At 68.9% G+C, this 20,596-nt stretch carries 16 protein-coding genes; 13 read left to right on the forward strand and 3 right to left on the reverse strand.

Features of this window, described 5'->3' with window-relative positions; all coding sequences use genetic code 11:
• The first annotated feature begins 20 nt into the window (after positions 1–20).
• Complete coding sequence (locus AVE30378_RS10080; RefSeq protein ID WP_129240715.1) at positions 21–1,322, forward strand: D-amino acid dehydrogenase; 1,302 nt, start codon at positions 21–23, stop codon at positions 1,320–1,322.
• 68 nt (positions 1,323–1,390) lie between these two features.
• Here AVE30378_RS10080 and AVE30378_RS10085 read toward each other — a convergent pair whose 3' ends face one another.
• Entirely contained in the window at positions 1,391–2,272 is an 882-nt protein-coding gene (locus AVE30378_RS10085; protein ID WP_129240716.1) for a LysR family transcriptional regulator, read from the reverse strand.
• Between the two features lie 188 nt (positions 2,273–2,460).
• Here AVE30378_RS10085 and AVE30378_RS10090 point away from each other — a divergent pair, with 188 nt between their 5' ends.
• From AVE30378_RS10090 to AVE30378_RS10115, 6 genes are all read left to right on the forward strand, one after another.
• Positions 2,461–3,426, forward strand: a complete 966-nt coding sequence (locus tag AVE30378_RS10090) for a Bug family tripartite tricarboxylate transporter substrate binding protein (protein ID WP_165360142.1) — start codon at positions 2,461–2,463, stop codon at positions 3,424–3,426.
• 31 nt (positions 3,427–3,457) lie between these two features.
• Positions 3,458–4,684, forward strand: coding sequence for a CaiB/BaiF CoA transferase family protein (locus tag AVE30378_RS10095; protein WP_129240718.1), 1,227 nt, complete (start codon positions 3,458–3,460; stop codon positions 4,682–4,684).
• A 74-nt stretch (positions 4,685–4,758) separates the two neighbouring features.
• Positions 4,759–6,552: an acyl-CoA dehydrogenase family protein gene (locus tag AVE30378_RS10100; protein WP_129240719.1), complete on the forward strand. Its 1,794-nt coding sequence runs from the start codon at positions 4,759–4,761 to the stop codon at positions 6,550–6,552.
• Between the two features lie 48 nt (positions 6,553–6,600).
• On the forward strand, positions 6,601–7,728 hold the full coding sequence (locus AVE30378_RS10105) for a metallophosphoesterase family protein (RefSeq protein ID WP_129240720.1): 1,128 nt from the start codon (positions 6,601–6,603) through the stop codon (positions 7,726–7,728).
• Positions 7,725–10,349, forward strand: coding sequence for an AAA family ATPase (locus AVE30378_RS10110; RefSeq protein ID WP_129240721.1), 2,625 nt, complete (start codon positions 7,725–7,727; stop codon positions 10,347–10,349). Before AVE30378_RS10105 ends, AVE30378_RS10110 begins: the two co-directional genes overlap by 4 nt.
• Before the next feature lie 393 nt (positions 10,350–10,742).
• Positions 10,743–11,651, forward strand: a complete 909-nt coding sequence (locus AVE30378_RS10115) for a DMT family transporter (protein ID WP_129240722.1) — start codon at positions 10,743–10,745, stop codon at positions 11,649–11,651.
• On the opposite strand, the gene AVE30378_RS10120 is transcribed toward AVE30378_RS10115, so the two are convergent.
• Together AVE30378_RS10120 and AVE30378_RS10125 are read right to left on the reverse strand one after the other, a co-directional pair.
• Entirely contained in the window at positions 11,608–12,489 is an 882-nt protein-coding gene (locus tag AVE30378_RS10120) for a hypothetical protein (RefSeq protein ID WP_129240723.1), read from the reverse strand. The two genes, AVE30378_RS10115 and AVE30378_RS10120, sit on opposite strands and share 44 nt — an antisense overlap.
• Positions 12,490–12,896: 407 nt before the next feature.
• Positions 12,897–13,883, reverse strand: coding sequence for a Bug family tripartite tricarboxylate transporter substrate binding protein (locus tag AVE30378_RS10125; RefSeq protein WP_129240724.1), 987 nt, complete (start codon positions 13,881–13,883; stop codon positions 12,897–12,899).
• Between the two features lie 555 nt (positions 13,884–14,438).
• Here AVE30378_RS10125 and AVE30378_RS10130 point away from each other — a divergent pair.
• From AVE30378_RS10130 to mnhG, 6 genes are read left to right on the forward strand one after another with little or no spacing between them, the layout of a single operon-like run.
• Entirely contained in the window at positions 14,439–17,354 is a 2,916-nt protein-coding gene (locus AVE30378_RS10130; RefSeq protein WP_129240725.1) for a monovalent cation/H+ antiporter subunit A, read from the forward strand.
• The gene (locus tag AVE30378_RS10135) at positions 17,354–17,698 is read left to right on the forward strand and encodes a Na+/H+ antiporter subunit C (RefSeq protein WP_062682538.1); all 345 of its coding nucleotides are present in this window, start codon (positions 17,354–17,356) and stop codon (positions 17,696–17,698) included. The genes AVE30378_RS10130 and AVE30378_RS10135 overlap by 1 nt, the downstream gene beginning before the upstream one ends.
• On the forward strand, positions 17,695–19,326 hold the full coding sequence (locus AVE30378_RS10140; RefSeq protein ID WP_129240726.1) for a monovalent cation/H+ antiporter subunit D: 1,632 nt from the start codon (positions 17,695–17,697) through the stop codon (positions 19,324–19,326). The genes AVE30378_RS10135 and AVE30378_RS10140 overlap by 4 nt, the downstream gene beginning before the upstream one ends.
• A complete protein-coding gene (locus tag AVE30378_RS10145) occupies positions 19,326–19,808 on the forward strand; it encodes a Na+/H+ antiporter subunit E (RefSeq protein ID WP_129240727.1) in 483 nt (160 codons plus the stop codon). Before AVE30378_RS10140 ends, AVE30378_RS10145 begins: the two co-directional genes overlap by 1 nt.
• Positions 19,805–20,086 (forward strand): K+/H+ antiporter subunit F, encoded by a 282-nt coding sequence (locus AVE30378_RS10150; protein WP_129240728.1) that lies wholly within the window; start codon positions 19,805–19,807, stop codon positions 20,084–20,086. The genes AVE30378_RS10145 and AVE30378_RS10150 overlap by 4 nt, the downstream gene beginning before the upstream one ends.
• On the forward strand, positions 20,083–20,424 hold the full coding sequence (mnhG, locus tag AVE30378_RS10155) for a monovalent cation/H(+) antiporter subunit G (protein WP_129240729.1): 342 nt from the start codon (positions 20,083–20,085) through the stop codon (positions 20,422–20,424). Before AVE30378_RS10150 ends, mnhG begins: the two co-directional genes overlap by 4 nt.
• Positions 20,425–20,596: the final 172 nt, after the last annotated feature.

The following is a 20,596-nucleotide window of genomic DNA, read 5'->3' on the forward strand; positions in this document are numbered from 1 at the left end:
ACCAAACACTGGAAAGAATCATGCATGTGATCGTCCTCGGCAGCGGCGTCATCGGCACCACGACCGCCTATTACCTGGCCCGCCAGGGCGCCAAAGTGACGGTGCTGGACCGCCAGCCCGCGGCGGCCCTGGAGACCAGCTACGCCAACGCCGGCCAGGTGTCCCCGGGGTATTCCACGCCCTGGGCCGCGCCCGGGATCCCCCTGAAGGCCATCAAGTGGCTGTTCCAGAAGCATGCGCCCCTGGCGATCCGCCTGGACGGCAGCCTCTACCAGTTGAAGTGGATGGCCGCCATGCTGGCCAATTGTTCGGCCGAGCGCTATTCGGTGAACAAGGAGCGCATGCTGCGCCTGTCCGAATACAGCCGCGACTGCCTGCGCGAACTGCGCGCGTCCACCGGCATCCACTATGAAGAGCGCACCCGCGGCACCTTGCAGTTGTTCCGCACGGAAGCCCAGTTGGAAGCCGCCCGCCGCGATATCGCCGTGCTCGAAGAAGTGGGCGTGCCCTATGAATTGCTGGACCGCAACCGCCTTGCCACCGCCGAGCCCGCGCTGGCGCGCTCCATGGAAAAGCTGTCCGGCGGCCTGCGCCTGCCCAACGACGAAACCGGCGACTGCCAGCTTTTCACCACGCGCCTGGCGGAAATGGCCGCGGGCCTGGGCGTGGAATTCCGCTATGGCCAATCCGTTTCCGGGCTGAACACCGCGGGCGGCCAGGTCACGGGCGTGCGCGTCGGCAACGAGGTCCTGACCGCGGACCGCTACGTCGCCGCGTTCGGCAGCTACACGCGCGGCTTCCTGGAACCGCTGGGCCTGGACCTGCCGGTGTATCCGGTCAAGGGCTACTCGCTGACCATCCCCATGACGGACGAGTCCGCCGCGCCCGTTTCGACCATCCTGGACGAAACCTACAAAATCGCCGTGACGCGCTTCGACAAGCGCATCCGGGTGGGCGGCATGGCCGAGCTTTCGGGCTTCGACCTGCGCCTGAAGGACGCCCGCCGCAAGACGCTGGAACTGGTCGTGAACGACCTGTTCCCCGGCAGCGGCGACGTGGCCCGGGCCGAGTTCTGGACGGGCCTGCGCCCCATGACGCCGGACAGCACGCCGGTGGTCGGCCCGACCCGCTACGGCAATCTTTATCTGAATACCGGCCACGGCACGCTGGGCTGGACCATGGCCTGCGGCTCCGGCAAGCTGGTGGCCGACCTGGTCATGGGCCAGCGCCCCGCCATCCGCACCGAAGGCCTGGACCTGTCCCGCTACGACCGCAAGGCGGCGTCCAATCAGCGGCTGGTGCTGGGCGGCAAGGGCGCCTGATACTGGTCCCTTACCGGGCCCGGCCGGCGCGACATGCCGGCCGGGCCATTGTTTTTCTGTCGGGCGAACTAGCCTGGCGATGCCGCCAGGCAGGACAGCAGTGCCAGCACCGCGGGCTGTTCTTCGTCCTGGCGCCAGATGCCGCGCAGATCCGACGGGTTTGCGGCATGCGAAAGCGGGCGGCATGCCAGATTCGGCAACTGCACTTTTCCCAGCGACGCCGGCACCAGGGAGACACCGAATTCGTGCGACACCAAGGTGGCGATCGTCAGCATGTTCCGGACTTTGTGCCGGATGTGCGGCGTGAAGCCGGCCTCCACGCAAAGCGAGAGAATCTTGTCGTAATAGCCAGGGGAAAAGTCTCTGGGAAATAGCACGAAGTCGTCATGCTGCAACTGCTGCAAGTCGATGATTTCCCGCCGCGCCAGCGCGTGCGTTTCCGGGAGCAGGCAGGCGAAGGCCTCGCGGTGCAGCACGCGCGAGGCGATGCCGGACGGCATGACGCGGGGATGCACGATCCCGATGTCGATCTGGCCTCGCTGCAATGCGTCGATCTGTTCGTAGCTGCTGAGTTCGTACAGCACTACTTCAACCTCCGGCCTCGTCGTCGCAAAGTCTCGTATGTCCGAGGCCAGGCTCGTTAGGAACGACGAACCCACGAAGCCGATGTGCACGACGCCCGCTTCGCCGCTGGCGGCCCGCCGCGCCTGCTCTTCTGCGCTGCGCGCCAGCGTCAATAGCTTCAGCGCTTCCCGATAGATCACTTTCCCCGCTTCCGTGAGCGCCACCTCGCGCGTGGTACGCCGCAGCAGCTCCATGCCGAGCGACGCTTCCAGTTGGCGGATGTTGAAGCTGAGCGGCGGTTGGGTGATGGATAGCCGCTTGGCGGCTCTTCCGAAGTGCAGTTCCTCGGCGACGGCGACGAAGTACCGAAGTTGGCGCAGATCCATGGGCGGCTCGTGGGTTGGGGACGCGGCGATCGCTCGTCGCGGCGGTCAAAGATTAATCCAATATCAATATGAATAGCACGAAAAAATATATTGGACGAGAAAAATCACGACGCGAATAATGGGTTTCACCGCAGCGGTACGCGGCAATGAATCGGGGCGCAGACCCGCGATCCACCAAGGAGACTGTTTTGCGTATCAATACCCTAATCCCGCTTATCGCTGCCTTGTCGCTGACCGCCGCCGCGCAGGCCCAGGACTATCCCCGCATGCCCATCCGGCTCATCGTGCCGTATTCGGCGGGCGGCATGACGGACGTGGTGGCGCGCGTCATCGGCCAGAAACTGGGTGAACGGCTGGGCCAGCCCGTGATCGTGGAGAACCGCGCGGGCGCGGCCACCATCATCGGCGCCGAAATGGTGGCCAACGCCAAGCCCGATGGCTACACCTTGCTGGCGGCGACCAACACGACCCTGACGATCAATCCCTGGCTGTATCCCAAGCTGCCCTACGACGCGGTCAAGAGCTTCGCACCGATCGCGCTGATCGCCACCACGCCCAGCGTCATCGTGGTCAATCCGAAAGTGCCCGTGCAAACGCTGCAGCAGCTCGTGGATCTGGCCCGGGCCAAGCCCGGCGAACTGAGCTACGCCTCATATGGGAACGGTTCGACGGCCCACCTGGCGGGCGAAATGCTGCGGTCCAGGACCAAGAGCAATTTCTTGCACGTCCCGTACAAGGGCAGCGCGCCGGCAAAGGCCGCGGTGATGGGCGGCGAGGTCTCCGTCACGTTCGAACCCGCGTTTACCGGTTTGCCGCAAATCCAGGCGGGCAAGCTGACCGCCCTGGCCGTGATGAGCGACAAGCGTTCCGCGGTGCTGCCGGACCTGTCCACCACCGCGGAACTGGGCTATCCCGACATGAAGATGTCCGCCTGGGTCGGGATCCTGGCGCCGTCGGGCACGCCGCCGGCCATTGTCCAGACCTTGAGCGGCACGATCGAGCAAATCATGGCGCAGCCCGATGTGCGCGAAGCCTTGCTGCGCACGGGAGGAGAGCCCGTGGGCTATTCCGGAGACGCGTTCAGCGCCTACATGCGCGACGAAAGCGCCCGCTACGGGCGCGTGATCGCAGACGCGCACATCCGCATCGACTAATGGCGTGCCCGCGGGCACCGGAATCCTGGACATGACGATCAAACCGCTTTCCCACATACGCGTGCTGGACCTGACCCGGGTGCTGGCGGGCCCCTGGTGCACCCAGAATCTTGCCGACCTGGGCGCCGAGGTCATCAAGATCGAACGCCCCGGCACCGGGGACGATACCCGCGGCTGGGGCCCGCCGTGGATGCCGGGCGCCCACGGGCAGCCGCGAGAGGACTCCGGCTACTACGCATCGGCCAACCGCGGCAAGAAGTCCGTGACCGTGGATATCTCCACCGCGCAGGGCCAGGACATCGTCCGCGGGCTGGCCGCGCAGTGCGATGTGCTGGTCGAGAACTACAAGGTCGGCACCCTGGCGCGCTATGGCCTGGGCTACGAGGACCTGCGCGCAGACCATCCTTCGCTGGTTTATTGCTCGATCACGGGCTTCGGCCAGACGGGGCCTTATCGGCACCGCCCGGGATACGACTTCATTTTCCAGGGCATGGGAGGTTTGATGAGCGTGACCGGCGAAGCCGATGGGCTGCCGGGCGGCGGCCCGCAGAAAGTGGGCGTCGCGGTTGCGGACATTACGACGGGCATGTACGCCAGCCTGGCGATCGCGGCGGCGTTGGCCTGGCGCGAGCGCAGCGGGCAAGGGCAGCATATCGACATGGCCCTGCTGGATTGCATCCTGGCCTTCGGCAGCAATCCCGCCGTCAATCATCTGGTGTCCGGCAAGGAGCCCAAGCGCTACGGCAACGCGCATGCCAACGCGGTGCCGTACCAGGTCTTCGATACGCGGGACGGGCGATTGATCGTGGCCGTGGGCAACGACAGCCAGTTCGCGGCCTATTGCCAGGAAATCCAGCGGCCGGACCTGGCGCTGGACCCGCGCTATGCCAAGGTCAGCGGCCGCCTCGTCCATCGAGATACGTTGCTGCCCCAGTTGTCGCGGGCGATGGCGATGGATACCACCGCCTCCTGGCAGGAGCGGCTGGAGCGCGAGGGCGTGCCCTGCGGACCCATCAACACCTTTTCCGAGACTTTCGCGGACCCGCAGGTGGTGCACCGGAAGCTGAGGGTGGACTTGCCGCTATCCACGGGCGGCACATGCCCTGGCATCGCCAGCCCGATGCGCTTCTCGGAGACGCCGCTGGACCACACGCTGGGCCCCCCGGCCCTGGGCGAGCACACGCAAGACGTGCTGACGCAGCGCCTTGGCCTGCCGGAGGCGGCGCTGACGCAGTTGCGCGCCGCCGGCGTGATCTGAGCCTGTCCCTGCGTGATGTACCTGCCCGCGCCGCGTCCGGCGCGATGCCGAACCTCGACCTTCAGGAGCTGTCCGTGTCATTCCAAGCCAAATATGACGAGTATGTCCGCCCGCGTCCGCAGCGGTCTTCCCAGAGTTCCCACCACCTTGCGCCCGACTGCGCCGGCCTGGATTTCTTCGCGCTGGACCGGGGCTTGCAGGATCTGCTCAGGCTCTATCTGCCGGCCGCCGCGCACGCCACGCTGTTGCCCCAGTTCGAACGCATGGGGCAATTGGCCGGGGGCCGCCTCAATACGCTGGCCACCGTGGCGGACAAGTTTCCGCCCGTGCTGCATGCGCGTACCCGCTGGGGCGAAGACGAAGATTGGATCGAATATCACCCCGCCTACCAGGAGATGGAGCACATCGCCTTCGGCGACTTCCAGTTCCATGCCATGAGCCATCGGGCCGGGGTCCTGGGCTGCGACGCGCCGCTGCCGCCGGCGGCGAAGTATGCGCTGCAGTACCTGTTCGTCCAGGCCGAGTTCGGCCAGATGTGCCCCATCAGCGTGTCGGACACGTCCATCCACCTGATCCGGAAGTTCGGCAGCCCGGCCCTGCGGGAAAAGCTGCTGCCGCGCATGCTGTCGAACGATCCGGCCACGCTCTGGAAGGGGACGCAGTTCATGACGGAGAAGACGGGCGGCTCGGACGTCGGCGCCCTGGAGACCGTCGCGCGCCAGGTCGACGGGCAATGGCGTCTGCATGGAGAGAAGTGGTTCTGCTCCCATACGGATGCGGATGTTGCCTTGCTGCTGGCCCGCCCGGAAGGCGCGCCGCAGGGTACGCGTGGGCTGGCATTGTTTGCGATGCCCCGCCGCCTGGACGACGGCAGCCGCAACGCTTATCGCATCGTGCGGCTGAAAGACAAGCTGGGCACCCGCTCAATGGCCAGCGGAGAAATCCGCCTGGAGGGGGCGCTGGCGTATCTGGTCGGCGAGGTGGACAAAGGTCTGAAGCACATGATGGAGCAGGTCAACCTGTCGCGCCTGTCGCATGGCGTGCGAGCGGCGGCAATGATGCGTCGTTGCCTGAACGACTCCATGTTGGCCGCGCGTCACCGCCGAGCGTTCGGGCGCGACCTCATCGGCTATCCGCTGCTGCGTCGGCAGTTGCTCAAGCTATTGACGCCGACGGAAGCGGCATTGTCCATGGTCATGGCGGCGGCGGAAGTCATGGGGCGTGCCCATGAAGGCGATGTGGCGGCCGCGCGGGTGCTGCGTCTGCTGACGCCGCTGCTCAAGCTGCGGACCTGCCGGGACAATATCGCCGTCGCGACGGGCGCGATGGAGATACGCGGAGGGAATGGGTACATCGAGGACTTCGTCAATGCCCGCCTGGTGCGCGACGCGCATATCGGCGTGTTGTGGGAAGGCACCAGCAATATCAATGCGCTGGACGCGATCCAGCGGGCCGTGCGCAAGGACAGCGCGCACGAAGCGCTGTCGGCCCTGCTGGAAAACAGACTAGAGCAGGCGACGGCGCTGCCGGCGGCGTGGCGCGCAACCTTGCGTGATTGCGTTCGCCGCGCGATCGGCCTGGCGCAGGCTGTTGGGACGCAGGAGCGGCTTGAGGCTGAGGTGCGCCGCGCGGCGTCGGCACTCTACTACGTGTCGGCCTCCGTGTTCATGGCTTGGGAGGGCTGCCAGCCAGGCGTGGACGCCAGGCGCTTGTTGCTTGCCGACGCCCTGCTGCGCCACCGCCTGCTTGCTTCGGACCCCTTGCGCGCTGCTGGCGAGGAAGGCGAAACGCAAGGTGACAAGCTGTTGCTGGAAGAGGGGCCCTTGACGCTTGCCCAGGTACTGCCTTTGCTGACCTCGGCCTCCTGAGCGCGTCCGGTGCGGGGAAGGAGGCATCTTCCTCTTACAATTCCCCGCATGACCCATTTTCTGCACACCGCCGACTGGCAGATCGGCCGACAGTACGGCCAGTTCGAAACCGATGACGCCGCCATGCTGGCCGAGGCGCGCTTCGACGTCGTGGCGCGCATCGCGGCGCTGGCCGCCGAGCGCGGCGTGGACGCCGTGCTGGTCGCGGGCGACGTGTTCGACACGCAGGGCGTGTCCGACCGCACGATCCGCCGGCTGTTCGCCGCCATGGCCGCCTATGCCGGGCCGTGGGTCATGATCGCCGGGAACCACGACGCGGCGCTTGCCGACAGCGTCTGGAGCCGCGCGATGCAACTGGGCTGCATCCCCGCCAACGTCCACGTGCCGCTCGCCACGGGCGTGGTGGACCTGGCGGCCATCAACCTCGCCGTCCTGGCCGCGCCCCTGACGCAGCGCCATACCTACGACGACGCGACCCAGGCCTTCGACGCCCTGGACACCGAACCCGGCCGCATCCGCGTCGGCCTGGCGCACGGCAGCGTGGCGGGGCGGCTGCCGGACAACATCGACGCCACCAATCCCATCGCGCCGGACCGCGCGGCGCGCGCCCGCCTGGACTACCTGGCGCTGGGCGATTGGCACGGCTGCCTCTCCGTCGACGAACGCACCTGGTACGCCGGCACGCCCGAGCAGGACCGCTTCCGCGGCAACGAACCCGGCTACGTGCTGGACGTGCGCATCGACGCGCCCGGCGCCGTGCCGGCGGTGGAACGGCTGGCCACGGGCAAGTACCGCTGGTCGGCCTGGTCGGAAACGCTGAGCCTGCCCACCGATGCACAGGCGCTGGCCGAGCGCATGGCCGCCTTGCGCGCGGAAGACGTGCTGCGGCTGGACGTGCAGGGGCACGTCAACATGGAAACCTGGGACGCGCTGCAGCAGGCCGTGGACCGGGCCGCCGCGCAGGTGCGCGCCTTGCTGCCCGACCTGTCGGGCCTGAAGCTGGAGCCGGACGACGCGGACCTGGCCGAACTGCGCGCCAGCGGCTACGTGGGCGAAGTGGCGGCGCAATTGCAGGCGCTGCAGGCGGACGCCGCGCAGTCCGCGGTCGCGGGTGAGGCCCTGCGGCTGCTGCTGCGGTTCCAGCGCGAAAGCGCCATGCCGGGAGGCGCGAAATGAAGCTCTCGCGCATCGCCCTGGAAGAATTCCGCAAGTTCCGCCAGCCCCTGGTGCTGGACGGCCTGCAAGACGGCCTGAACCTGTTCGTGGGGCCGAACGAAGCCGGCAAGAGCACGGTGGCCATGGCCATCCGCTCCGCTTTCCTGGAGCGCTACAGCACCAGCAAGGTGGCCGACCTGGCGCCCCGCGGCGAATCAGGCGCGCGTCCCAGCGTCGAACTGGCGTTCACGCACGCCGGCCACAGCTATGTGCTGAAAAAACAGTTCCTGTCCCGCGCCCGCTGCGAACTGCTGATCGACGACGGCGCGCGGCGGCTGGACGGCGAGGAAGCCGAGAACGCGCTGGCCGCGCTGCTGGGCTTCGAACTGGCCGCGCGCGGCCAGAGCAAGCCCGACCTCGCGGGCATTCCCGGGCTGCTGTGGATCCAGCAGGGAGACGGCCAGAACCTGCAGGAGTCGGCGGGATACGCGGGCGCGCATCTGCGCGACGCCTTGACGCAGCTCTCGGGCGAATTGGCCGCCGGCGACGGCGACCGCCTGTACGAGCGCGTGGCCGCCGAGCGCGGCGCGCTGCTGGATGCGCGCAACGGCCGTCCGAAGGGCGTCTACAAAGAGGCCGAGGACGCGCTGGCGCGCGCCGTGGCGGAACGCGACGAGTGCGCGCAGGCCATGGCCCAGTTGAACGCCGACGTGGATCGCCTGGCCGAACTGCGCCACGCGCACCAGCGCGCCCAGGCGGACGAACCCTGGAAGGACTTCGAGGCCAAGGCCGCCGAGGCGAGGTCGCGGCTGGACGCCGTGGCCAAGGAGCGCGAAGCGTTCGAGGGCCTGCGCCGCGAACAGGCGCAGGCCGCGCAGACCCTGGCCCTGTTGCAGGACCAGGTTCGGCGCGACCAGCAGGACGAGGCCGAACTCCAGGCGCTGGCCGAAGAGGCCCGCGCCGCCCGCGCCCGCGCCGAGGCGTCGCGCGAACCCCTGGCGCGCGCGCAACAGCAGCGCCAGGCCCATGCCGATGCCGTGGACGCCGAGCGCCGGCGCGTCGCGTCCGTGCAGGCCGTGGCGGACCGGGTCGACCTGCAACATCAACTGGCGCAGCTCGACCCCGAGATCGAACGCCTGGACCACGCGCTGAAGGAGGCCGCCGCGCTGATCGAACAAGGATCGGCGCTGAAGGCGGAGAGCGTGCGCACGGAGATGTCCGACGCCGATGTCGACGCCTTGCGCAAGGCCGACCGCGAGGTGGCCAATTTGCAGTTGCAGCAGCAGGCCATCGCCACGCGCTTGTCCTACCGGCTGGAGGCCGGGCGCGAAGCGCGCCTGGACGGGCGGCCGCTAGCCGGCGCCGGCGACGTCCTGCTGACGGCGGCGGCGGAACTGGACCTGCCGGGCGTCGGCCGTTTCCGCATCGAGCCGGGCGGCAAGGACCTGCCCGCCTTGCAGCGCGAGCTGGGCGAGGCCCAGGCGGCGTGCGCCGCCTTGCTCAAGCGCGTGGGGGTCGAGACGCTGGCCGAGGCCGAGCAGCGCCATGCCCGCCACGGCGCGCTGCTGCGCGAGCTGGACGGCATGCGCAAGACGCTGGGCATCCATGCGCCCAGGGGCGTGGACGCGTTGCGCAGCCAGCGCGACGAGGCGCTGGCGCGCCGCGCCCAACTGGAGGAACGCCTGTCCAGGCTGCCCGCCGCGGACGAGACGGCCAGCGTCGACCTGCCGGCGGCGGTCCAGGCGCTGCGCGAGGCCGAGGCCGTCGCGGCCCAGGCCGAGAAAACGCTGGCGGCCGCGCAGCGCGCCCTGGACGCCGACGGCGCCCGCGCCCACCTGCTCGAAGGCCAGGCCGCCGCCCGCGGCGCCGATCTGCAATCGCCCGAACGCGCCGCGCAGCGCCAGTCCCGCGCCGGCAGGCTCGCCGAGGCGCGCAGCGGCCACGACGAACTCGAACGCCGCGTGCGCGAAGCGCAGGCCGCGCTGGCCGGGCATCGGCCCGAACTGGCGGAACAGGACGTCCTGCGCTACGAGAAGTCCGCCGCCATCGAGCGCGACGCGCAGCACAAGCGCCACGGCGACATCCTGCAACTGCAAGGCAAGCTGGACCAGGCGGGCGCGCAGGGCCTGGGCGAACGCCTGTCCGAGACCGCCGCGGCCTGCGAACGCCTCGAGCGGCGGCGCGACGAACTGGCCCGCCGCGCCGCGGCCCTGGACCTGCTGCTGAAACTGCTTACCGACCAGCGCGCCGCCGCCACCCAGCGGCTGCAGGCGCCGCTGGCGCGCCGCCTGAACCACTACCTGGCGCTGCTGTTTCCCGAGGCCGAGCTGCGGCTGGACGACGCCTTGCTGCCCGCGGCGCTGCGCCGCGGCGGCGGCGAAGACGCGCTGGCCGCGCTCAGCTTCGGCACGCGCGAGCAGCTTGGCATCCTGGCGCGCTTCGCCTATGCGGACCTGCTGCGCGAAGCCGGGCGGCCGACGCTGCTGCTGCTCGACGACGCGCTGGTCCACACGGACGACGCGCGGCGCGACTTCATGAAGCGCGCGCTGTTCGACGCCGCGACCCGGCACCAGATCCTGATGTTCACCTGCCACGGCGAAGCGTGGCGCGACATGGGGGTGGAGCAGCGGCGGATCGCTTGACGGCGTTTCCCGCTGCCGGTAGCCTACGCGCATGCCTGACTTCACGCGCCTCCTCGGCTTCGCATCCGCTGCTTCGGCAGCCGGCGGCCGCGCGCGCGCGATGTCACGGCGTTCCGCGGTTTCTCCCGGTTTTTCTCCTGTCGTCTCCACGGTGGTATCGCCGCCCGTCTCGCCGCCTTGCGGCGTGGTGGCGGGCGCATGCCCGCCGTCCGCGGCCGTCGTCGGCTGACGCCGTCCGCACCCGACTCCAGCCCCTCCCAAGTCTGCCCGCCGATGCCCCGCGCGCTTTGACGCGCGCCGTGTCCGCCGCGCGCCGGCTTGCGCCCTGACGCGGCCGATCGCCGTGCCCGGGCAGGGGCGGAGCCTGTTATGACTTCGACAGGTAGAAACCTCATGTCTTTCGATAGATCCGCGTGGACCTCCCATGGCTCCACCGCCTTGTTCGTGCTGCTGTGGAGCGGCGGCGCGATTTTCGCCAAATGGGGGCTGTTCCATGCCTCCGCCTTCGCGTTCCTGCTGCTGCGCTTCATCCTGGCCCTGGCCGCGCTGCTGCTGATCTGCGCGCGAAGGTGGCGCTGGCTGCCCGAGCCGGGCACGCGCGCCACCGTCGCGGCGACGGGCCTGCTGCTGATCGGCGGCTATTCCATCTGCTACCTGCTTGCGCTGGACCATGGCATTACGCCGGGCGTGCTGGCGACGCTGCTGGGCGCGCAGCCCATCCTGACGCTGGCCCTGCTGGAACGGCGCTACTCGCGGGCGCGCCTGGCCGGACTGTTCCTGGCGTTCTGCGGCCTGGCGATGGTGATGGTCCAGAGCATCGGCATGGCGCGCTTTTCGGTCGCCGGCATGGCGTACGCGTTCGCCGCGCTGGCGTGCATGACGCTGGGAGCGATCCTGCAGAAGCGGGTGCGCCAGGCGCCGATGGACGTGATGCCCTTGCAGTACGCGGTCAGCCTGGCGCTGTGCCTGCTGTTCGCGCCGTTCCAGCCCATTCGCGTGGAATGGGTGGCGGGCTTCGTCCTGCCGCTGCTGTGGATGGGGCTGGTGATTTCGGTGGGCGCGACCCTGCTGTTCTACCGCATGATCCAGGCCGGCAATCTGGTCAACGTCACCAGCCTGTTCTACCTGGTGCCGGCCGGCACGGCGATGCTGGACTATCTGATCCTGGGCAATCGCCTGTCCGCGCTGAGCGTGGCCGGGATGGGGGCGATCCTGCTGGGCCTGATGCTGGTGCTGCGCAACCCGGCGCGGGACGCCGCTAGTTCGGCGATCCCGGCTCCGGGTCCGTCCAATACCCGCTGACCAGTTGTTCGGGGCGGGCCTGCGCCACGACCCGGGCGCAGGCCGACCAGGCGTCCAGGCGGACGCTCAGGCCGGCGTAGATGCCGTGCCCCGCGCCGGCTTCGATGAGGCCGGCGGCCTGCACGCCTTCGCCGGCCCGGATCGCGCCTTCGGCGCGGATGTCCTCGCCCGCGATCAGCCCCCAGCCGGAGGCCAGGTGGTCGCCGCAGAGGATGGAGCCGCCGGCCTGGATGCCGCAGGCCGCGTCGATTTCCTTTTCGGCGCGCACGTCGCCGCCGGCCTTGATGCCCTGGCCGCACTTGATCGCGCCTTGCGCCTGCACGTCCTGGCCGGCGTGCAGGTGGCCGGTCACGGCCAGGTCCTGGCCCGCGCAGATGTCCCATTTGGCGCGGACGTTGCCGCCGCAGTCCAGGCGGGTGGCGGTCTCGATGCCCCAGTCCGCGCTGATGTCCCCGCCGGCGCGCAGGTCGCCGCCGCTGGCGATGTTGCCGGCCGCGGCGATGTTCTCGCCCGCCATGATCGTCTCGCCCGCGCGGATGCCGCCACCGGTCACGATGCTGCGTCCGGCGCGCACGACGGTGTCCACGTTGATTCCCATGCGCACTTCCAGGGTGCCCGCGAAAACGATGGCGTGGGCGTCGACCGCGTCCAGCTTGAGCACCGCGTCGGTGGGGCCGAACTGGTCCAGCAGCCAGCAGGCGTCGCTGACCCGTCCGTCGGCGACCAGGGCATCGAGCACGGCCTGGTAGTCCCCCTGGCCGTTGTGGTCGCGGATGAACCATTTGTAGCCGCCCGCGCAGGGGTTCTTGGCTTTGACGAAATTCTTGGTAAGTTGCATGGCGCTTGGAAAGAGTCGGTGCGTGGCCTGGCCGCAGGCCATCCGGAGGCATGCGGAAACGGGACGAAGCGCGGCGCCCGGCCACGCGGCGGGGCGTCCGCCGGCCGGCGGCGAGCTGCGCGAAGCGCGGATGTGCGCAGGCAGCCGGCGGCGGGCCGGGATGAGGCTCAGAGAGGGAAGAGCCGGGCGATTAGCCGGGCTTGGAACGCGCGTAGGCGGAACGCGCGGCGACTTCCTGCGAGCTCAACAGGGTCGAGCGCAGGGCGCAGATGGCGCATGCGGCGCAGGGGAGGGGAGAAAATTGGGATCGCACGGTCGCACATGCTACCAGCCGGGCGATTACAGTCAAGCGCCGGCCCCCGGGGCGGGCCCCGCGGCAGGGGCCGGCCGCCGGGGGGCGCGTGGGGTCAGTTCGTCGACTGGATGTTGCGTTCCTTGGCGATGCGCTGGCGCAGTTCGAGTTCGCGCTTGATCTGGGCGGCGTACTCGGCCGGCGTATTGCCGTCCACCAGCGAGCCGCCGTCGGCCAGGCGCTGCACGGTCTTCGGATCCTGGAGCGCCTTGACGGCGGCGTCATGGACGCGGTCGATCACCGCCTGCGGCGTGCCGGCGGGCGCGACCAGGCCGTACCAGGCCATGTTGTTCATATCGGGCAGGCCGCCTTCGATGAAGGTCGGCACGTCCGGCAGCGCCGGCAGGCGCTTGGGGGCGGCCACGGCCAGGGCGCGCAGCTTGCCGGCCTGGATGTGGGGCATGGACGAGGGCAGGTTGTCGAACTGGGCGTTGACCTGGCCCGCGATCACGTCGTTGAGCGCCGGGCCCGAGCCGCGGTAGGGCACGTGCACCATGTCGGTCTGGGTCAGCGACTTGAAGAGTTCGCCGTCCAGGTGGCCGATGCCGCCCGAGCCCGAGGAGGCGTACGCGTACTTGCCGGGATTGGCCTTCAGCAAGGCGATGAATTCGGTCAGCGTCTTGGCGGGCACGGCGGGATTCACCGTCAGCACGTTCGGCACGTTCACCATATTGGTGATGGGGGCGAAGTCCTTCAGCGGGTCGTACGGGTTCTTGGGGTTGGTGGCCGGGTTGGTGGCCATGGTGCTGACGGTGGCCACGCCCAGGGTGTAGCCGTCGGGGGCGGAGCGCACCAGGGCGTCGGCGCCGATGGAGCCGCCGCCGCCGCCGCGGTTTTCGACGACGACGGGCTGGCCGAGTTCGCGGCCCAGGCCTTCGGAGACGATGCGGGCGACGATATCGGTGGTGCCGCCGGCGGCGAAGGGGACGATCAGGCGGATGGGCTTGTTGGGGTAGGGGTCGGCGGCATGCGCGCCGGTACTAAAGCAGACGCCTGCGATTGCGGCGGCCAGGACGGCCTTTGCTTGGGACAGCACGGTCAAGAGTCTTCTCCATATTATTGAATTTTCCGACCCGGCCGGCTTCTGCGGCCGGCGTCGGTGAGGCGCGCCTGGCCCGGATGCGGGCCCGACCGACGCTTCGTGGGCGCCATTCCACACAGGAAACTCCCCTCGGTCAACCCGGATCGACCCTGAACGGACCGGGTTGTTTTGCGTTGACGCAATGTTGCGCGAAATAGCCGGCAATAGCGGAAAAAACCCAATGCTGACAAAGAGATGAATCGGTGCCGAAACTTGCCGATTGCGCAATCATTGCGCATCGAACGTGTCGTCATCACCCCCGTTCACACATAAATTTCTGCATAACTTACAAGAATCTGATATTTTTCGGATGAGATTCTTGGCCGGTCTTGCAAGAAAGCTATTGCGTTTGTTTCTGTCTGCGCCGTTCAATGGCGTTGGTTGATGTCCCCGCGGGGCAACGTGTAGTGCAGCGACGCACCGGGCCAGGGTTCCGTCCGTTTTTCAATCCCCGGTCTGTTTCGTCTTTCGCTGCCTTGCGCTGGCGGGAGGGGGCCCGGACATTCTCGGAACGCCATGTCGCTGATCCTGATCCTCGCTCTGCCGTTCGCCGGCAGCCTGTGCGCCGCGCTGCTGCCTTCCAACGCCCGCAATGCCGAGGCCTGGTTGGCGGGCCTTATCGCCCTGGCCTGTGTGGTTCTGGTCGCCGGCCTGTATCCGGACGTCGCCAACGGCGGCGTGGTGCGGGTCGACATCCCGTGGGCGCCCGCATTGGGCCTGCAGTTCACCCTGCGGATGGACGGCTACGCCTGGCTGTTCGCGCTGATCGTCTCGGGCATGGGCGCGCTGGTGGTGCTGTACGCGCGCTACTACATGTCGCCGGAAGATCCGGTGCCGCGCTTCTTCTCTTTTTTCCAGGCCTTCATGGCCGCCATGCTCGGCGTCGTGCTGTCGGGCAACCTGATCCAACTGGTCATGTTCTGGGAAATGACCAGCCTGGCGTCCTTCATGCTGATCGCCTACTGGCACCACCGCCTGGACGCCCGGCGCGGCGCGCGCATGGCGCTGACCGTCACGGGCGGGGGCGGGCTGTGCCTGCTGGCCGGCGTGCTGATCCTGGGCCACATCGTCGGCAGCTACGACATGGACCGCGTGCTGGCCGCCGGCGACCTGGTCCGCGCCGACCCCTGGTATCCGGCCGTGCTGATCCTGGTGGCACTGGGCGCGCTGACCAAGAGCGCCCAGTTCCCGTTCCATTTCTGGCTGCCCAACGCCATGGCCGCGCCCACCCCGGTGTCCGCCTACCTGCATTCGGCGACCATGGTGAAGGCGGGCGTGTTCCTGCTGGCGCGGTTCTGGCCGGTGCTGTCGGGCACCGACGAATGGTTCTGGATCATCGGCGGGGCGGGGCTGGTCACGCTGGTGCTGGGCGCCTACGCCGCCATCTTCCAGCAGGACATGAAAGGGGTGCTGGCCTATTCCACCATCAGCCACCTCGGGCTGATCACGCTGCTGCTGGGGCTGAACAGCACGCTGGCGCTGGTGGCGGCCATCTTCCACATGATCAACCACGCCACCTTCAAGGCTTCGCTCTTCATGGCCGCGGGCGTGGTCGACCACGAAACCGGCACGCGCGACCTCAGCCGGCTGTCCGGCCTGTACAAGGCCATGCCCATCACCGCCACACTGGCCATGGTGGCGGCGGCCTCGATGGCCGGCGTGCCGCTGCTCAACGGCTTCCTGTCCAAGGAAATGTTCTTCGCCGAGACCACCTTCGTCAGCGGCGACAGCATCACCCAGGTCGGCCTGCCGCTCCTGGCCACCATCGCGGGGGCGTTCAGCGTGGCGTATTCGCTGCGTTTCATCCTCCAGGTGTTCTTCGGCCCGCCGGCCACCGACCTCCCGCGCGCGCCGCACGAGCCGCCCCGGTGGATGCTGTTCCCGAGCGCGCTGCTGGTGTTCATGTGCCTGCTGGTGGGCGTGCTGCCGGGGCTGACCGTGGGCCCGTTCCTGGCCTCCGCGGCCCAGAGCATCCTGGGCGAGGACATGCCCGAGTACAGCCTGGCCGTCTGGCACGGCGTGAACCTGCCGCTGGTCATGAGCCTGGTCGCCACCACGGCCGGCGTGCTGCTGTACCTGGCCCTGCGCGCGCACCAGCGCGCCAACCCCGGCCGCGTGCCCTTCATCTACCGGCTGGACGGCCGCCGCACGTTCGAGGCGCTGCTGGACGGCTCCAGCGTGGCCGCCGCCTGGCTGCTGCGCTGGCTGGCGTCCTCGCGCCTGCAGGTGCAGATGCTGCTGATCGTGCTGGGCACCCTGTTCGTCGCCTGGCTGCCGCTGCGCGCGGGCGGCTGGCTGGACGGGGCGGGCCACCTGACCCCGGTGGACCCGGCGTTCGCACTGCTGTGGCTGGTGGGCGGGGTCTGCGCCGTGGCCTCGGCCTACCAGGCCAAGTACCACCGCCTGGCGTCGCTGGCCCTGGCCGGGGGCGCGGGGCTGATCACCTGCCTGACCTTCGTCTGGTTCTCGGCGCCCGACCTGGCGCTGACCCAGTTGTCCGTCGAGGTCGTGACCCTGGTGCTGCTGTTGCTGGGCCTGCGCTGGCTGCCCCGGCGGATCGCGCAGGACGACGATGAAAGCCTGGGGGCCACGCTGCGCGCCCGCGGCCGCCGCCTGCGCGACCTGCTGATGGCCGTGGCGGCGGGCGCCGGCATGTCGGCGCTGGCCTACGCGGTGCTGACGCGTCCGCAGGGCGAGACGATTTCCTCCTATTTCGTGGACCGCGCGCTGCCCGACGGCGGCGGCACCAACGTGGTGAACGTCATCCTGGTCGACTTCCGCGGCTTCGATACCTTCGGCGAGATCACGGTGCTGGGCATCGTGGCGCTGACGGTCTATGCGCTGCTGCGCCGCTTCCGTCCCGCCGCCGAAAGCGCGGACCTGCCGCGCCAGCAGATCGACCAGGACGGCGGCGTGCCCGCCGCGCCGGACATCAAGTCCCCGGTTCCCTCGGGCTCGATGATGGTGCCCACGGTCCTGGTGCGCCTGCTGCTGCCCACGGCCGCGCTGATCTCGGTGTATTTCCTGCTGCGCGGGCACAACGAACCCGGCGGCGGATTCGTCGGCGGGCTGATATTCGCCACCGCCGTCATCCTGCAATACATGGTCGGCGGCGTGTACTGGGTCGAATCGCGCAGCCGGCTCAACCCGCAGAACTGGATCGGCATCGGCCTGCTGTTCGCGGGCTCCGCCGCGATGGCCGCCTGGCTGGCCTACAAGCCGTTCCTGGCCGCGCTGTCCTGGGACATCGCGCTGCCGCTGATCGGCCACGTGCACCTGTCCAGCGTGCTGCTGTTCGACCTGGGCGTGTACATGCTGGTCGTGGGGTCCACCGTGCTGGTGCTGGTGGCGCTGGCCCACCAATCGCTGCGCGCGCAACGCAAGGCAGCCGCCGAGATCCAGGCGGCGGCCGCTCAAACAGGGGAAGCCTGATGGAATTGATCTACGCCGTCGCGATCGGCGTCTTGGCGGGCTCGGGCGTGTGGCTGCTTCTGCGGCCGCGGACGTTCCAGTTCATCATGGGCCTGTCGCTCGTTTCCTACGCGGTGAACCTGTTCATCTTCGGCATGGGCCGGCTCACCTCGGGCCGCCCGCCGGTGGTGGATCCGGCCGCGGCCCACGATCCCTCCTGGTACGCGGATCCGCTGCCGCAGGCGCTGGTGCTGACGGCCATCGTGATCGGCTTCGCCACCACCGCGCTGTTCCTGGTTGTGCTGCTGGCCTCGCGCGGCCTCACGGGTACCGACCACGTTGATGGACGGGAGTCCCAATTTTGAGTTTCTGGCTGCAGCATCTTCCCATATTGCCCATCGTCACCCCGCTGCTGGCGGGCGCGGCGATGCTCCTGCTGGCCGACACCAGCCGCTATGCGCGCGGCGCGGTCGCGCTCGTGTCCATCCTGGCCCAACTGGCCGCCGCCATTGCCCTGCTGGCGGTCGCCGGCGGCGCCGTGCCGGGCGTCTGGCCCGACGGGGTAGGGGTCTATCTGGTGGGCGACTGGCCCGCGCCCTTCGGCATCGTGCTGGTGGTGGACCGGCTTGCCGCCGTGATGCTGACGCTGACCGCGGTGCTGGGCCTGGCCTCGCTGGTGTACTCGCTGGCCCGCTGGGACCGCGCGGGCGTGCATTTCCATTCCCTGTTCCAGTTCCTGCTGATGGGGCTGAACGGCGCCTTCCTCACCGGCGACCTGTTCAACCTGTTCGTGTTCTTCGAGGTGCTGCTGGCCGCCTCCTACGGCCTGCTGCTGCACGGTTCCGGCGTGGCGCGCGTCAGTGCGGGCCTGCAATACATCGCGGTGAACCTGGCGGCCTCGTTCCTGCTGCTGATCAGCATCGCGCTGATCTACGGCGTCACGGGCACGCTCAATTTGGCGGACCTGGCGCAGCGCGCGGGCAACCTGGCTGGCGCCGACCGCATGCTGTTCGAGGCGGGCGCGGCCATCCTGGGCGTGGCCTTCCTGGTGAAGGCGGGCGCCTGGCCCTTGAACTTCTGGCTGGTCAAGGGCTATGGCTCGGCCGGCGCGCCGGTCGCGGCCATGTTCTCGATCATGACCAAGGTGGGCATCTACGCGCTGCTGCGCATCGGCTCGCTGCTGCTGCCGTCGGGCGCGCCGGCGGCGTTCAGCCTGGACTGGATGTTCGCGGCCGGGCTGGCGACGCTGCTGTTCGGCGGCCTGGGCCTGCTGGCCACGCAGCAACTGGAAAAGATGGTCGGCTACTGCGTGATCGTGTCCGCCGGCACGCTGCTGACCGCCCTGGGCATGCCCGGCGTGACGCTGACCGGCCCGGCGCTGTTCTACCTGATCAGTTCGGTGCTGACCACGGGCGCGTTCTTTCTGCTGGCCGAACTGATCGAACGCACCCGCAGTTTTGGCGCCAACGTGCTGGCGGTGACCCTGGACGCCTTCGACCTGGACGACCCCGCCTCGGTCAACCGTTCCGACGACGTGGTGGGCGTGGCCATTCCCGCCGCCATGGCCTTCCTGGGGCTGGCCTTCATCTGTTGCGCGCTGCTGGTGACCGGCCTGCCGCCCCTGTCGGGTTTCGTCGCGAAGTTTTCGCTGCTGTCGGCCGCGGTGTCCGCCGCCAATGAATCGGCCCTGCCGATGGACGCCTGGATATTGGTGGCCGCCGTGCTCGTTTCCGGCCTGGCCGGCCTGATCGGCCTGGGCCGCACCGGCATCCGCGTGTTCTGGGCGAGCGACGACCGCAGCACGCCGCGCCTGCGCGTGATCGAGGCCGGCCCGGTGGCCGTGCTGCTGCTGCTGTGCGTGGGCCTGGCCGCCGGCGCGGGGCCGGTGTCGGCCTATCTCGACGACGCGGCCCGATCGCTCGACCAGCCCAAGTCCTACATCGAGGCCGTCATGTCCGCGCAGACGGTGCGCGGCCTCAAGGGGGGAAGCTGATGCGCCGCCTCTATTTCGCGTTCCTGCCGGTGTTCCTGTTCGTCCTGTGGCTGGTCCTGAACCAGAGCCTGTCCGCGGGCCAGATCGCGCTGGGCACCGCGCTCGCGCTCTGGTTCACCTGGGCGGCGTCGCGCCTGCGCCCGCTGCATGCGCGCCCGCACCGGCTGTGGAAGGCCGTGCCGCTGTTCCTGCACGTCACGTGGGACATCATCAAGTCCAACATCGCCGTGGGCAGGCTGGTCCTGAACCCGCGGCCCAACGATTTTTCGCCCGGGTTCATCATGATCCCGCTGACCATGCGCGACCCGCACGGCCTGGCCATGCTGGCCTGCATCGTCACCTACACGCCCGGCACGGTCTGGGTGAACCTGACCGACGACCACCACCTGAAGCTGCACGTGCTGGACCTTCAGAACGAAGGCGACTGGATCAGGCTGGTGCAGGAACGCTACGAGCGTCCGCTGATGGAGATATTCGAATGAACACCGTACTTTACTGGGCCGCGTCCTTCGCCCTGGTCTGCTTTGCGCTGGGCATGGTGTGCGCCACCGTCCGCCTGCTGCGCGGGCCCACCGCCCAGGACCGCGTCCTGGCCCTGGACACGCTCTACATCAACGGCATGCTGACGATGCTGGCGTTCGGCATCCGTTCCGGCACGTCCGTGTATTTCGACATCGCGCTCCTGATCGCGCTGTTCGGTTTCGTCGGGTCCACCGCGATGGCCCGTTTCCTTTTGCGCGGCGAGGTGATCGAGCCATGATAGAAGCCCAGATCCCGTTGTGGGCAGGCATCCCGGCCAGCATCCTGCTGGTTTTCGGCGGCCTGCTGGCCCTGACCGGCTCGGCCGGCCTGCTGCGGTTCCGCACTTTCTACGCGCGCATCCATGCGCCCACGCTGGGCAACACCATGGGCTGCGGCTGCGTGCTGGGCGCGTCCATCCTGGTTTTCTCGGCGCTGTCGGCCCGCCCGGTGTTCCACGAGGTCGTCATCACCTTGCTGCTGATCGTGTCCTCGCCGGTCACCGCGATGCTGCTGATGCGCGCCGCGACCTACCGCAACCGCCTGGCCCCCGCCGATGCGGAAAGGGACGCGCGTTAGCGGACGCACGTTAGTAGACGCGCGCCTCGTAAATGCCATGCTGCATTGCGATAATTGAAACGTAGGCTTACGATTTCACGTTGCTGGACACCTTAGCGGCTCGCTGTCGTGGGATAGTGGGCCATTGGCCTGCGCCCTTCGGGGCGGGCAGGCCTTGAGCGAGCGGAGGCGG

Origin of the sequence: Achromobacter veterisilvae (genome assembly GCF_900496975.1) — a bacterium.
Taxonomy (GTDB): Bacteria; Pseudomonadota; Gammaproteobacteria; order Burkholderiales; family Burkholderiaceae_B; genus Achromobacter; species Achromobacter veterisilvae.

Bases quoted from the DNA above. Each gene is read 5' to 3' on its own strand.
- mnhG (WP_129240729.1), top strand. From the start codon at position 20,083: ATGATAGAAGCCCAGATCCCGTTGTGGGCAGGCATCCCGGCCAGCATC.
- AVE30378_RS10145 (WP_129240727.1), top strand. From the start codon at position 19,326: ATGCGCCGCCTCTATTTCGCGTTCCTGCCGGTGTTCCTGTTCGTCCTG.
- AVE30378_RS10135 (WP_062682538.1), top strand. From the start codon at position 17,354: ATGGAATTGATCTACGCCGTCGCGATCGGCGTCTTGGCGGGCTCGGGC.
- AVE30378_RS10115 (WP_129240722.1), top strand. From the start codon at position 10,743: ATGTCTTTCGATAGATCCGCGTGGACCTCCCATGGCTCCACCGCCTTG.
- AVE30378_RS10150 (WP_129240728.1), top strand. From the start codon at position 19,805: ATGAACACCGTACTTTACTGGGCCGCGTCCTTCGCCCTGGTCTGCTTT.
- AVE30378_RS10110 (WP_129240721.1), top strand. From the start codon at position 7,725: ATGAAGCTCTCGCGCATCGCCCTGGAAGAATTCCGCAAGTTCCGCCAG.
- AVE30378_RS10120 (WP_129240723.1), bottom strand. From the start codon at position 12,489: ATGCAACTTACCAAGAATTTCGTCAAAGCCAAGAACCCCTGCGCGGGC.
- AVE30378_RS10095 (WP_129240718.1), top strand. From the start codon at position 3,458: ATGACGATCAAACCGCTTTCCCACATACGCGTGCTGGACCTGACCCGG.
- AVE30378_RS10130 (WP_129240725.1), top strand. From the start codon at position 14,439: ATGTCGCTGATCCTGATCCTCGCTCTGCCGTTCGCCGGCAGCCTGTGC.
- AVE30378_RS10105 (WP_129240720.1), top strand. From the start codon at position 6,601: ATGACCCATTTTCTGCACACCGCCGACTGGCAGATCGGCCGACAGTAC.
- AVE30378_RS10085 (WP_129240716.1), bottom strand. From the start codon at position 2,272: ATGGATCTGCGCCAACTTCGGTACTTCGTCGCCGTCGCCGAGGAACTG.
- AVE30378_RS10080 (WP_129240715.1), top strand. From the start codon at position 21: ATGCATGTGATCGTCCTCGGCAGCGGCGTCATCGGCACCACGACCGCC.